The organism is Rhodococcus sp. NPDC059968 (assembly GCF_042738615.1).
Lineage (GTDB): Bacteria > Actinomycetota > Actinomycetes > Mycobacteriales > Mycobacteriaceae > Rhodococcus_F.
This window is the reverse complement of the sequence record NZ_JBHWUE010000052.1, coordinates 40,208-52,792: the sequence shown is the minus strand read 5'-3', so window position 1 is coordinate 52,792 and position 12,585 is coordinate 40,208. Positions and strand designations below refer to the sequence as shown.

Annotated in this window: 14 protein-coding genes and 1 pseudogene; 10 read left to right on the top strand and 5 right to left on the bottom strand. The window is 69.1% G+C overall.

Going from position 1 to position 12,585, the window contains the following annotated elements:
- Window positions 1–42 precede the first annotated feature (42 nt).
- Genes ACFWAY_RS32950 through ACFWAY_RS32935 form a run of 4 tightly spaced genes read left to right on the top strand, consistent with a single transcriptional unit; the run spans window position 43 to window position 3,132 of the window.
- On the top strand, window positions 43–447 hold the full coding sequence (locus tag ACFWAY_RS32950) for a molybdopterin-binding protein (protein ID WP_009476721.1): 405 nt from the start codon (window positions 43–45) through the stop codon (window positions 445–447).
- Entirely contained in the window at window positions 444–1,253 is an 810-nt protein-coding gene (modA, locus tag ACFWAY_RS32945; RefSeq protein ID WP_378513497.1) for a molybdate ABC transporter substrate-binding protein, read from the top strand. Before ACFWAY_RS32950 ends, modA begins: the two co-directional genes overlap by 4 nt.
- Window positions 1,250–2,056 carry an ABC transporter permease gene (locus ACFWAY_RS32940; RefSeq protein ID WP_005263520.1) on the top strand — a complete coding sequence of 269 codons (807 nt, stop codon included), beginning with the start codon at window positions 1,250–1,252 and terminating at the stop codon, window positions 2,054–2,056. Before modA ends, ACFWAY_RS32940 begins: the two co-directional genes overlap by 4 nt.
- A complete protein-coding gene (locus ACFWAY_RS32935; RefSeq protein ID WP_378453335.1) occupies window positions 2,053–3,132 on the top strand; it encodes a sulfate/molybdate ABC transporter ATP-binding protein in 1,080 nt (359 codons plus the stop codon). Before ACFWAY_RS32940 ends, ACFWAY_RS32935 begins: the two co-directional genes overlap by 4 nt.
- 21 nt (window positions 3,133–3,153) lie before the next feature.
- On the opposite strand, the gene ACFWAY_RS32930 is transcribed toward ACFWAY_RS32935, so the two are convergent.
- Window positions 3,154–4,698 carry a DUF4185 domain-containing protein gene (locus tag ACFWAY_RS32930; RefSeq protein ID WP_378513506.1) on the bottom strand — a complete coding sequence of 515 codons (1,545 nt, stop codon included), beginning with the start codon at window positions 4,696–4,698 and terminating at the stop codon, window positions 3,154–3,156.
- Window positions 4,699–4,910: 212 nt separating this feature from the next.
- Here ACFWAY_RS32930 and ACFWAY_RS32925 point away from each other — a divergent pair.
- Both ACFWAY_RS32925 and ACFWAY_RS32920 read left to right on the top strand, forming a co-directional pair.
- A pseudogene (locus tag ACFWAY_RS32925) lies at window positions 4,911–5,159 on the top strand (hypothetical protein); the annotation flags it as partial.
- Window positions 5,160–5,323: 164 nt separating this feature from the next.
- Window positions 5,324–5,734 carry a PaaI family thioesterase gene (locus ACFWAY_RS32920; protein WP_378453336.1) on the top strand — a complete coding sequence of 137 codons (411 nt, stop codon included), beginning with the start codon at window positions 5,324–5,326 and terminating at the stop codon, window positions 5,732–5,734.
- Between the two features lie 8 nt (window positions 5,735–5,742).
- On the opposite strand, the gene ACFWAY_RS32915 is transcribed toward ACFWAY_RS32920, so the two are convergent.
- Complete coding sequence (locus tag ACFWAY_RS32915) at window positions 5,743–7,041, bottom strand: MFS transporter (protein ID WP_378453337.1); 1,299 nt, start codon at window positions 7,039–7,041, stop codon at window positions 5,743–5,745.
- A gap of 10 nt (window positions 7,042–7,051) precedes the next feature.
- On the bottom strand, window positions 7,052–7,993 hold the full coding sequence (locus ACFWAY_RS32910) for an NAD-dependent epimerase/dehydratase family protein (RefSeq protein WP_378453338.1): 942 nt from the start codon (window positions 7,991–7,993) through the stop codon (window positions 7,052–7,054).
- 145 nt (window positions 7,994–8,138) lie between these two features.
- Between ACFWAY_RS32910 and ACFWAY_RS32905 the strand changes: the two genes are divergently transcribed.
- From ACFWAY_RS32905 to ACFWAY_RS32895, 3 genes are all read left to right on the top strand, one after another.
- Entirely contained in the window at window positions 8,139–8,834 is a 696-nt protein-coding gene (locus tag ACFWAY_RS32905; RefSeq protein WP_378453339.1) for a TetR/AcrR family transcriptional regulator, read from the top strand.
- 67 nt (window positions 8,835–8,901) lie between these two features.
- Complete coding sequence (locus tag ACFWAY_RS32900) at window positions 8,902–9,507, top strand: YqgE/AlgH family protein (RefSeq protein WP_009476712.1); 606 nt, start codon at window positions 8,902–8,904, stop codon at window positions 9,505–9,507.
- An 87-nt stretch (window positions 9,508–9,594) separates the two neighbouring features.
- Window positions 9,595–9,771: a hypothetical protein gene (locus ACFWAY_RS32895; RefSeq protein ID WP_179220060.1), complete on the top strand. Its 177-nt coding sequence runs from the start codon at window positions 9,595–9,597 to the stop codon at window positions 9,769–9,771.
- Here ACFWAY_RS32895 and ACFWAY_RS32890 read toward each other — a convergent pair.
- Together ACFWAY_RS32890 and ACFWAY_RS32885 are read right to left on the bottom strand one after the other, a co-directional pair.
- Window positions 9,759–10,541 (bottom strand): Mut7-C RNAse domain-containing protein, encoded by a 783-nt coding sequence (locus ACFWAY_RS32890; RefSeq protein WP_378453340.1) that lies wholly within the window; start codon window positions 10,539–10,541, stop codon window positions 9,759–9,761. The two genes, ACFWAY_RS32895 and ACFWAY_RS32890, sit on opposite strands and share 13 nt — an antisense overlap.
- Before the next feature lie 9 nt (window positions 10,542–10,550).
- Window positions 10,551–11,837 carry an MFS transporter gene (locus ACFWAY_RS32885; protein WP_378453341.1) on the bottom strand — a complete coding sequence of 429 codons (1,287 nt, stop codon included), beginning with the start codon at window positions 11,835–11,837 and terminating at the stop codon, window positions 10,551–10,553.
- Between the two features lie 68 nt (window positions 11,838–11,905).
- On the opposite strand from ACFWAY_RS32885, the gene ACFWAY_RS32880 reads away from it, so the two are divergent.
- Window positions 11,906–12,583 carry a FadR/GntR family transcriptional regulator gene (locus ACFWAY_RS32880; protein ID WP_378453342.1) on the top strand — a complete coding sequence of 226 codons (678 nt, stop codon included), beginning with the start codon at window positions 11,906–11,908 and terminating at the stop codon, window positions 12,581–12,583.
- The last annotated feature ends 2 nt before the right edge of the window (window positions 12,584–12,585 follow it).

The following is a 12,585-nucleotide window of genomic DNA, read 5'->3' as shown; positions in this document are numbered from 1 at the left end:
ACATAGGATGTCGGTCATGACGCATGCGCGGGCAATCCCCGGATGACGGGCATCCGGATACGACAGGCCGCAGAACTGCTCGGCGTCAGCGACGACACGGTCCGGCGGTGGATCGACAACGGCAGCCTCGCAGCGGAGAAGGACGAGTCGGGCCGCAAGGTCGTCGACGGCCCCGCCCTCGCCGAGTTCGCGCGCGCCAACGCGTCGAAGTCGCCCGACCTGCTCGGATCGGAGTCCTCGGCGCGTAACCGATTCACCGGCATCGTGACCGCGGTGGTGATGGACAAGGTGATGGCCCAGGTCGAGATGCAGTGCGGGCCTTTCCGCGTCGTCTCCCTGATGAGCAGTGAAGCCGTCCGCGACCTCGGGCTCGAGCCCGGCAAGGTCGCGGTAGCCGTCGTCAAGTCGACCACGGTGATCGTCGAAACACCTGGAGGAATTTCATGAAGATGTCCTGGCGGCGGGCCACGACGGGGACTGCTGCGGCTGCACTCGGTCTCGGTCTTCTCACCGGCTGCGGTTCGAACGACGACAGCAGCGCCTCGGGTTCGGCCGAGTCGACGTCCGCCTCCGCGTCGGGTGGCGACATCACGGTGTTCGCCGCGGCGTCACTGAAGGGCACGTTCACGGAACTCGGCCAGATGTACGAGACCGCGAACCCCGAATCCCACGTGGAGTTCAGCTTCGCGGGTTCCTCCGACCTCGCCGCACAACTCGACCAGGGCGCCTCGGCCGACGTGTTCGCGTCCGCCGACACCAAAAACATGACGAAGGTGGTCGACGCCGGCCTCGTCGAGGGCACTCCCGTCGACTTCGCCACCAACACGCTGACCATCGTCACGGCACCCGGAAATCCCAAGGGCATCACGTCCTTCGCGGACCTGAACCGTGAGGGGACGCTGGTGGTCACGTGTGCCCCGCAGGTTCCGTGTGGTTCCGCGACGCAGAAGGTCGAGACCGCGTCGGGTGTCGACCTCACCCCGGTCAGCGAGGAGTCGTCGGTCACCGACGTGCTGAACAAGGTGACGGCCGGTCAGGCCGACGCCGGACTCGTGTACGTCACGGACGCGGCGGGCGCGGGCGACAAGGTGACGGCCGTGGCCTTCCCCGAGGCCGCGCAGGCAGTGAACACCTATCCCATTGCGACGCTGTCCGCTTCGAAGGCACCGGACGCGGCGCAGGGCTTCGTCGACCTCGTCACGGGACCCGACGGTCAGGCAGTGCTGGCGAAGGCAGGATTCGCCCAGCCGTGATCCGGGCGGCGCGCGTCAGAGTCCCGTCCGGGCTTCCGGGCTGGATCTTCGTTCCGGCGGCGTTGGGCGGACTGTTCGTCGTCCTGCCGCTGTTCGCGATGCTGGCGAGCGTCGACTGGTCGCGGTTCTTCCAGCTGGTCACGTCGGAATCCTCGCTCGCGGCACTGGAACTGAGCCTGCGGACCGCCGCCCTGAGCACCGTGCTGTGCGTCCTGCTGGGTGTTCCGATGGCGGCGGTGCTGTCGCGCAGCAGTTTTCGAGGACTGCACGTGCTGCGGTCGCTGGTGCTCCTGCCGCTGGTGCTTCCACCGGTGGTCGGGGGCATCGCCCTGCTGTACACATTCGGCCGGAAGGGCCTGATCGGGCAGCACCTCGAGGTCGCGGGCATCCACATCGCGTTCACCACCACGGCCGTGGTGCTCGCTCAGACGTTCGTCGCGCTGCCGTTCCTGGTGGTGAGCCTCGAGGGTTCGCTCCGGACTGCGGGCAGCCGGTACGAGCACGCCGCCGCGACGCTCGGTGCGAGCCCCACCACGGTCTTCCGGCGGGTGACGCTTCCACTGGTGCTGCCCGGCCTGGTGTCCGGGGCGGTGTTGTCGTTCGCACGGGCGCTGGGCGAGTTCGGTGCCACGCTGACGTTCGCGGGCAGTCTGCAGGGCGTCACGCGAACTCTGCCGCTAGAGATCTACCTGCAGCGTGAGACCGATGCCGATGCGGCCGTCGCGTTGTCGCTGGTGCTGGTCGTGGTCGCGGTGCTCATCGTGGTCGGCTCGCGGGGCTGGGCGTCGAGGGCCGCGCTGTGACCGGCCTGAGCGTCGAGGCGCGGGTGGATGCGCATGGCGTGGAGGTGGGGTTCGACCTCGGCGAGGGTGAGGTGCTGGCGGTGCTCGGGCCGAACGGCGCCGGCAAATCGACGGCACTCTCGGTGGTCGCCGGCCTGGTGCGCCCGGATGCCGGTCGGGTCGAACTGAACGGTCGCGTGCTCACCGACACCACCCGGGGCGTCGCAGTCCCCCCGCACCGGCGGGGTATCGCGCTGCTCGCGCAGCAGGCGCTGTTGTTCCCGCATCTGACGGTGGCCGCCAATGTGGCGTTCGCCCCGCGCAGTGCAGGCCGGGGACGTCGGGAGGCGCGGGCGATCGCCGAGAAATGGCTGGACGCAGTGGATGCGACGCAGTTCGCGGACCGCCGTCCGCACGAACTGTCCGGGGGGCAGGCTCAGCGGGTCGCGGTGGCGCGAGCCCTCGCGGCCGAACCTCGAGCCCTTCTGCTCGACGAACCCATGTCAGCCCTCGATGTTGCCGCGGCGCCCGCCCTGCGCGTGCTGCTCCGGCGGGTGCTGCGGGAAGGCGACCGGACCGCGGTCGTGGTCACCCACGACATCCTCGACGCGCTGGCGCTGGCCGACCGTGTGATCGTCATGGAGGGCGGGCAGGTCGTCGAATTCGGTTCGGTGCGGGACGTGCTGACGCGTCCCCGCAGTGCGTTCGCCGCGCGGATCGCCGGGCTCAACCTCGTTCCCGTGTTCGGGGCGCAGGACGGCTTCGAGACCGAGACCGGTGTTCGGCTGCACGGTCTGCCCGACGCAGATTTCGTGCCGGGTGCGCCGGCGGTCGCGGTGTTCGCTCCCCATTCGGTGGCCGTCCATCGGCGCTCTCCGGAAGGTAGTCCGCGCAACGTCTTCCAGGTGTCCATCTCGGAGATCGAGGTACGGGGGCCGACGGTCCGGGTGCGCGCCGCCGAAGCCGGAGGCCGGTTCGAACTCAGCGCCGACGTGACGGCGGCGTCCGTCGCGGAACTCGATCTGGTGCCGGGGCTGGACGTGTTCTTCGTCGTCAAGGCCACCGAGGTCGCCCTCCATGCCGTGCGTACTTGTTAACCGCGGGCGGTTAACAAGTACTCACGGGTGCAGGGACGCGTGCATCAGGTAGACGTTGTAGCTGTCCCACTCCGAGATCGTGAAATACAGATCCTTGTCCGTCGACCACGGATGCATGAAGCCGCCGTACGCCATCGGGTACTCGGCCGTGTCGACGAGCGTCGCACCGTCCGACCACGCACCCTGCGGGCTCGACGACTGCCGCAGGATGATCGAGCCGCCGATCGGCTCGAGGTAGCTCATCAGCCAGGTGCCGGCGGCCGCGTCGTAGCGGACCGACAGTTCACTGGCCACTCCACCGACGATGGGGGTCGCGAGGTGCTGGGACACCGGGGTCCACGTGCCGTCCGACCAGTACTGGTACGACGTGGTGTTGAGGACCTGATCGACCGGCACCCTGGCCAGTCCGATGGTGCCGATGCGCCCGTTGGGGGTGCCGAACATGTACACGTAGTCGCCCTGCGGCACCATCGCGGACACTTGGAAGCGGGCGCCGAAGATGTTGTCCCACTTGGCGTGCTGGTCCTTGGTCCAGGTCTGCCCGTTGTCGTCGGAGTAGGCGATGCCGCCGTAGTTCGTGTACCACATGCCGGGGACCATGCTCCAGCGCTTCACCGACATGTAGCTGAGGTACTGACGCTCACCGATCGCGAACCCCGACGTGGGGATGGTGGTGGTCTCGAAGTTGTTGATGTGCCTGCTGTCGATGATCTCGGCGGCATGGCACCGGCTGTCCTGGACCATGCTGTCGATGGTCATGCCGTCGGACAGGTCGGTGTCGGTGCTGTGGCCGAGAACGTTGCTCCGCCAGTCCTCGCCGAAGGCGCCCGGCGGAGCCCAGTCCTTGCCGAACGTGTCGCCGAACGCGACCGCGACCTCGCCGGGCTTCGTCTCCCAGGTGATGCCGAGGTCGGTGCCGTCGACCTGCCAGCGCTTGTCCGTGCGGTTCCCCGAACCTCGGCCCGTCAGCTGCGACACCAACCGGACGTCGCCGACCTCCGGCTTCGCGACGGCTGCAGTGAGGGAACCACGCGCGGCCGGGTTGATCTCGACGGGTGGCGCCGCCTGCGGTTCGGGTCCGGGGCCGCCGGGAACGGGGATGGGAATGGTTTCGGGACGCGGATCGATCGAAATCTTCGGGATGGCCAGCGCACTCGAGCCGGACGAATCCGAAGACACCGCGGAGCCGGAAGAGCCGGAAGAGCCTGCAGAACCCGAGGACCCGGGCTCGGCCTCCGGTTCGTCGACCGGATCGGTGAGGTCGGGGCACGGGTCCGCGCACGGGTCGGCGGGAAGGTCCTGGGCGACACGCGTCTGATCGGCGGTCGGTCCGGGGACCGGCACCGGCACGAAGTCGGGGTACGGGATCGGGATGCTCACGGTCGGGGGAATGGGCGGAAGCAGTGGGCCGCCGCCAGGACTCGGAGGCTCCTTGGCCGGGTTGAACCCGGTCTCGCCGCAGGCGTTCACGGGCAGCCACGGAGTGGTCTCGGCCGCGGCGGGGGCGGCGGCGAAGCCGATGGTCGCGGCCACGACGGCGGCGACGCACAGCGGCACTCCGGCCACAGACCATGACTTCTCGACCACGGGACCCCTCCAGATCGGTGGTCGGAGTAATGGTGGACCGACCTGCACGTTCGGGTTGAAGATAACACCCGGCGACTGCATCCTCAGCGCACGAGCCCGGCCCGTCCGGTCACAGTGCGGTCTCACTGGCGCAGAAGAGAAAATCGGGCGCAGGTGGAACCGGATCCGATTCCGCTGCGTCCTACCTCTATATGGATCCTCTCGAGTATTCGTTCGGAACCGGTGCCGACGCCCCGACGGCGTGGACGTCACCCGCCGATCTCGACCTGGGGCCGTCCGGCGGTGTCGACGCCGTGCGGTTGGATTTCGACGGCGACGGCCTCCTCGACGACGCGATGTGGGATTCGGACGGAGACGGCGTGGCCGATCGGTCGGTGCTCGACTACGACGCCGACGAGGAGGCCCGCTACTTCACCGACCCTTCCGGCAACGGGACGTGGAATGTCGAGATGACGATGGCCGAACCACCGGTGATCGCGGCGGTGCACACGTGGCGTCCCGATCCGGTGATCGGGACCGCCGGAACCATTGACGTCAGGGCCGAAGCCGGGCAAGGTGGGTTGGGATTTCAAACTGACCGAGTGTTCGACGAGGGGAACGCATCATGACCGATCTGACCCGGGAGGCGGCGAGCGCCTTCGTCGCCGCTGCCGGCCTGGAACTCGACGAGGTGTCGGGGACGAAGGTCGTCGGCCACATCGACCTGTCCGCCGACCACCACACACCGTGGGGGGTCGTGCACGGCGGCGTCTACACGACGGCGGTCGAGTCGGCCGCGAGCATCGGTGCGAGCACTGCCGTCGCCGACCGTGGTGAGTTCGCGGTGGGTGTGCACAACGGCACCGACTTCCTGCGGGCCCGCACCGAGGGGCGGGTCGACGTGGTCGCGGTGCCCATCCAGCAGGGCCGGGTGCAGCAGTTGTGGTCGGTGGTGATCACCGCGGCCGACACCGGCAAGGAGGTGGCTCGCGGTCAGGTCCGACTGCAGAACGTGCCCATGCCGGGATCGAAATAGGCTGACTCTCAGGCGGGTTCGCGTCGGGAGTTGAACAGGACGCCGAGCAGTCCGAGGCCGTAGACCGCGCCACCCGCGAGCACCAGTCCGAGTGATCGGCCGTCGGGGGCGATCACCAGGGACGCCGCGGCGATCGATGCGATGAAGGCCACATTGAACACCGTGTCCTGCAGTGCGAACACCTGTCCCCGGCGGTCGTCCTCGATCTCGATCTGCATCGCCGCGTCTCCGGTGAGTTTGATGGACTGCCCGGCGAATCCGAGGAGCAGCGCGCCGCACAGCAGCGACGCCTGCGTCAGCGTCGCGACGAGCGTGCACTGCACGACGAGGGCGAGGATCAGGCCGCCGACGATGGTGCGGGACCGTCCGACCCGCGGGATCAGGAACGGTGTCGAGATCGCGGCCAGCAGCATGCCCGCGGCGGTGGCGCCGACGGCGACGCCGAAACCGGCCAGACCGCCCGGCAGGGCGCTGACGGTGGCGGTGTCGCGGAGCACCAGAACCATGATCAACGTATTGACACCGAAAACGATCCGGTGCGTGCCTATTCCGATCATCGCGGTCGTGACACCCGGTGACTGCCACACGGCGACCGCCCCGTTGCGCAATCCGGCGGCGACGGCGCGAACCGCCCCATATGTGGGCTTCTCGTCGGCGTGCGGGCCGAGCAGCCGATGGTGGAAGCGCGACGCCGCGAATGCGGCCACCGCGGAACCGCAGGCGGCTGTCGCGACGGCGATGCCGGAGCCGCGGTCGCCTGCGCCCACGAGGGAGATGATGGCGACCGATGTCGCGGCTCCGAGTGCGGCGACGACGGAGCCGGCGGTGGCGAGCACCGAATTGGTGGCCACGAGCCAGGACCGGTGCACCACTCGCGGCAGCGCCGCCGAGACTCCCGCGAGAACGAACCGGCTCACGCCGATGGCGGCGAGGGCGAGGAGGAGGAGAGCGGACTCGCCGATTCCGGTCTCCAGCAATACGGCGGTCAGCAGAATCAGCAGTCCGCGCAGAACATTCGCCCACAGCAGCACGGCGCGGCGGTCCCAGCGGTCGAGGAGCGCGCCCGCGTACGGTCCGATCACCGAGTACGGGAGCAGCAGTACCGCGAAACCGGCGGCGATCGTGACGGGATCCGTTGCGCGCTCCGGGTTGAACAGAATCGCGCCGCCGAGTGCCGTCTGGAACATGCCGTCGCCCAGCTGACTGGCGAATCGCACCGTCGCGAGACGGGCCAGCCCGGGCGACCGCCGGAGGGTGTACGCCGTTCTGCGCCACGCCTCGCGCCGGTCGCCGAGCTGTTTCGCCATTCACAGGACCCTATCCGGCGGCCGCGACCGACCTGTCCTGCCACCACCGGACGGTCTCCTCGGCGGCCCGGTCCAGCGGGGTCGGGGCCAGTCCGAGCCGGGCCTCGCTCTCGGAGGAGTCCATCACGAACGGCTCCTCGAACTGGTACAGCATCTCCGCCAGCTCGCGGCTCCCCTGGTGCACGAGCCCGCCGCCGCGGATCACCCAGCCGGGCAGGGTGCCGACCTTCGGGACGGGAACCCCGGCGGCCTTGGCGTAGGCCTCGACCATCTGCCGCTGGGTGACGGCCGGGACGGTCGGTGCGTGCAGCACCGAGTTCCACAGCGCGGGGTCGTGGGCGGCGGCGATCATCGCGGCCGCGAAGTCGGGAACGTACGTGAACGAGTGGGGCAGGTCGGCGGAGCCGAGGACGCGCATCGTCTTGCCCGCGAGGACGACGGGCACCATGCGCTCGCCTGCGTGCGCGTTCAGCACCTGCGGTCCGAAGAAGTCGGACGCGACGACGCTCACGGTGGGAGTCGAGGACTCGGCGCGGGCCTTCAGCAACCGGGTCCGGATGCCGCGCTTGCCGGAATCGGCCGACCGCGGAGTGTGCTCGGTCATCGGCTGCTGCGACGTGTCGTACGAGTAGAGGCTCTCGGGGAACACGACGACGGCGCCGACGTGCCCGGCGGCCTCGAGCACGGTCTGCTCGGCGGCGGGGAGTTCGCGCTCCCACGCGTCGGCGCTGTAGGCGGCATGGATGCAGTGGTAGACGGCGACGGCTCCGTCGAATGCCTCACGCAGCGCGTCGGCGTCGGAGACGTCGGCCTTCCGCCGCTCGATCAGGGGATGGTCCGGGCCGCTGCCCGAGCGCGTGAGGACCCGCACCTGCCGTCCCTGTTCGGCGAGCTGCCGGGCGACGGTCCAGCCGACGGGTCCTGCTCCGGTGACGATCTCGATGTTCGACATTTCCGCTCCTGCTGTATGAGTCGATATCGGTGATTCGAGAGCACTGCTCTCTGTCCGATTCGAGAATGCTCCCCTTTGACCGCATTGTCAAGAGCAATGCTCTCGTTTGTTGACACCGCTCTCTGAAATTGCCACGCTGGACCCCATGCCAGGAACACCACGAGAGCGCGCCCGCGAGCAGACGCTGCAGGACATCACGAGGATCGGACGCGAACAGCTGGCCGCGGTCGGTGCCGCGGCCCTGTCGCTGCGGGCCGTCGCCCGCGACCTCGGCGTCGTGTCGTCCGCCGTCTACCGGTACGTCAAGAGCCGCGACGAGCTGCTGACGTTGCTCGTCGTCGACGGGTACAACGAACTCGGTGACGCCGTGGAGGCGGCCGTGGCGTCCGCAGCCGAACCGCGGGAACAGTTCCTGGCGCTCGGCCGCGCGGTGCGCGACTGGGCGCTGCGCGAGCCCGCCCGCTACGGATTGCTGTTCGGCAGCCCCGTTCCCGGCTACCACGCGCCCGGCGAGCAGACCACGACGCCGGGGACGCGCGTGATCTACGCCCTTGTCGGGATCTTCGACAACGCGTTCCGGGCGGGTAAACTCGAGGCGGCCGCGGCGGCGCCCATCGACGACGAGCTCGCGGCAGACCTCGACCGCATCCGCGCCGAACTCGGACTCACCACCCCCGACCATCTGCTCGCCCGCGGGGTGCTGGTCTGGTCGGCTCTGTTCGGGGCGGTGAACTTCGAGGTGTTCGGGCAGTACGGCGCCGATACGTTCACCACACCGGGGGCAATGTTCGAGCATCACCTCGCGGTTCTGGCCGAGACGGCGGGCCTGCCCGCGGCGTAAAGCGGCGAACCGGACGCAGGTCGCGTCCTCCGTCACATCGCATCCGCCGCGGTGGGATGATGTTCAGGTGGCGCACGCAGAAGAACCCGAAGATCGAACGGCGTCGACGGAACCGGTGGTCCGGCCCGGCAGCCTGTTGGTCTCGTCCACAGATCTCGTCGAACCCGCATTCCGTCGCACCGTGATCTATGTGATCGAGCACAACGACGCCGGCAGCCTCGGCGTGGTCATCAACCGTCCCAGCGAAACCGCGGTGCACGACGTGCTGCCACAGTGGGCGCCGCTCGCCGCGCGCCCGTCCGCGCTGTACGTCGGCGGTCCCGTCAAACGGGACGCCGCACTGTGCCTGGCGACGCTGCGCACCGGCGCGCAGGCCGACGGGGTCGCGGGTCTGCGCCGGGTCCACGGCCGCGTGGTGATGGTGGATCTCGACTCCGACCCCGAGGTCATCGCCCCGCTGGTGGAGGGCGTCCGGATCTTCGCCGGCTACTCGGGTTGGACGTACGGCCAGCTCGACTCGGAACTCCAGCGCGACGACTGGATCGTCATCTCGGCGCTCGCGTCGGACGTGGTCGCTCCCGCCCGAGTCGACGTGTGGGCGCAGGTGCTGCGCCGGCAGCCGCTCCCGCTCGCCCTGCTCGCGACTCACCCGATCGACGTCGAGCGGAACTAGCCGACACACCCCGCGCACGTCCCTGGACTGTCGGGGACGGGTGGTATCAACAGAGGTGGGGAACGAGAAGTGAGGAGGACAGCACACGTGATCGACACCTGCCACGGAACATTGATCGTGCACACGCTCTACGGGGCAGAATGCACGGACGAGTCGTGCGTCGAGTTGTCCGAGGTCCGGCACGCACTGATCATCGACTGCGACGAATTCGGCGATTGCGCGTGCTCGGCGGAGTTCGCCGAGCAGCTGCGTCACGCATCCTGAGAATCCACCTCGAGCCTCACCCCGACCTCCGACAGGCGTCGGCGCAGCTTCGGAAGATGACTGCCCGGCCAGTACAGCTGCGCACAGTCCCGGCACCGGCTGAACTCGTGTTCGTTGCCCGCGACGCCCGGCGGCGCCTCGGCGAGCGCCTCGGCACGGGGAACCGGCGCGAGAAGTCCGTTGCAGCGCGCGCACCGCGTGAACGGCGAGATCCGCGACCGAAGGTCGAAGCGGTCCAGCACTTCCCGCAACTGCCGACGTGGGTCTGTTTCGTGCAGGAACGCGCCGTGGGTGAGCGCCGACCTCTTGAGTAGGCCTGTGTCCCGGGTCAGGACGATGCGATGCTCGGACAGGGAGATGTCCACCAGTTCCGGGTCGGCGAAGTCGTTGCGGTAGCGGGTGTCGAAGCCCAGCAGGCGGAGGTAACGGGCAAGTCGGCCGAGATGCACGTCGAGGACGAACGTCGGGTCCCGCAGCGGTCGGGGGCGCAGTTTCGTGACACCGGTCAGATCGAGTCGCTCGAACATCGGGTACACCGCGACGCGTTCGCCGCCGCGCAGCAGGTGCGCGAAATCGACCGACACCTCGTCGACGAGGATCAGATCCACCTCGGTGTGCGGGACGCCCAGCGCCTCGATCCGGTCCTTCACCGACGGGGTGCCGTCGAACTCGTGCTCGAAGGTGTGCTTGCGCCGCACCGGCGGCAGAAAGTCGTTCAGCTCCTCGTAGAAGCGGAACTCGCAGTGACGAAGTGGCTCGGGCATCGGCATTTCACGTCCTCATGCCACAGTACTGGCTGCCTCGGCCCGGTCCCCACCCTTCGTGCGGACGCTCAGCACCGCGAGGACACCGCACAGGACGGCGCCGATGATCGCGAGTTCGATGATGGCAACGTGCATGCCCTGCACGGTGATGGCGATGCCCGCGCAGATGGACGGCACGGCGAGACCGACGTAGCCGACGGTGAAGAACGCGGCGAGAGTCCCGCCCTGGGCGTCGGGGGCGTGCTCCGCGGCGGCGGCACCCACGGCGCGCATCGCTCCGGCGAACGAGAGTCCGTGTCCCACACCAACGATGACCGTCACGACGCACAGCAGGGCGAGGGACGGCACGAAGTCGACGACGAGCAATCCGATCATGCCTGCGCCGACGGCGCCGATGCCCAGGGTTCTGCAGAGTACGGTTCCGAGCCGGTTGGCCACGAGTTGCGCTGTCACCGAGCAGATCATGACCAGTGCGGCGGCACCGCCGGCGACCACGAGGTTGCTCACGCCGAGCAGGCCGATGATCCACGTCGGGACCACCGACTGGAACAGGCCGACGGCGCCCCACGCCAGCGCGACGCCGAGGGAGGACAGCCAGAACACCTGACGGATGGGGGCGGGGACGTGCGGGACCTGGAACAGCTGGGTGGGTCGTGACTGCCCGGCGGTGGGTGCGGGGAGCAGCAGAACCATGATCAGCGCAGGCAGGAGCGCCAGCGCGAACAGCACGTACGGCAGGACCAGGGCGTGCGGCAGGTACTGCGCGACGGCCCCGCCGAACAGTGGGCCCAGCGAGGCTCCGAGCGCGGTGGTGAGGGTGGCGGCAAGACCAGCGCGGCGGAGGTTTCGGGCCGGTTCGTGCTCGATGAGGGCGGCGGACCCAGCGGCCGAACACGCACCGACGGCGATGCCCTGGGCGATTCGGCCGAAGAACAGCCAGATGGTCGAATCGGCGAACGCGAGGACCACGGCGCCCAGCAGGCTGAAGGAGATGGCGGCCAGCAACACGAAACGGCGTCCCAATGCGTCGGACAGCGGGCCGAAGAACAGCAGCGAGGGAAGCAGTCCGGCGACGTAGACGGCGAAGATCAGCGTCTGGACCAGCGGGGTGAATCCGAACTCGTGGCGGTAGAGCGAATACAGCGCCGTGGGGATGTTGGCGCCGAGGAGCAGCACGACGAGGAGATAGTTCAGGCCGTGGAAGTGGCGGCTGGTGGTGCGGGCGGTGGAGGTCGGGACGGTGTCGGCGTGAGCGGTTGACGTGGACGTGTGGGGTCGCCTCCTCGGGCTGTCCGAATACATGGGACGTCCTACGTAGTTTAGGCGGGCCGGTCGTGAGGCGCGAGCCGGTGAGGTGTGAGGATGAGTACATGACAGTGGTTCGGCGCGAGTCCGCGTATCAGCAGTCCCTGGACTGGATGCGTGGTCGGATCGCCCAGGGCGACTGGAAGGTGGGCGAGCGCATCCCGACGGAACCCGAGCTGATGACGCTGCTCGGGGTCGGCCGCAACACCGTCCGCGAGGCCATCAAGACGCTGACGTCGACGGGCATCCTCGAGATCCGGCGGGGGTCCGGGACGTTCGTGCGGGCACGCACCGACATCGGCGGGCTGCTCGGGCGGCAGGTTGCGGTCGCCGAGATGCTGAACGTCTTCGAGGTCCGGCGGGCGCTCGAGACGGAGGCCGTCCGGCTGGCGTGCGGTCGCCGCACCGACGACGACCTGCGATCCCTGTCCGCGCTACTCGACGAGCGGCAGCGGACGACGGATCAGCCGTCCCGGTTCGCGGACGCCGACCTCGCGTTCCACCTCGGGGTCGTGGAGGCCGCGCACAATCCGGTGCTGTCCGACCTGTTCGCCGGGATCCTCGAACCCACCCGGGCCACCTACGACTTCACCGAGGGCGTCCACCCCCCGTCGCTGACGACCGACGACCATCGTGCCGTCGTCGACGCGATCGCCGCCCGCGACGAGGACGCCGCGGTCCGGGCCGCACTCGGCTACCTCGATCGCGTGCTCGATGCGGTGCACCAGGCCTCCCGTCCGTGAGT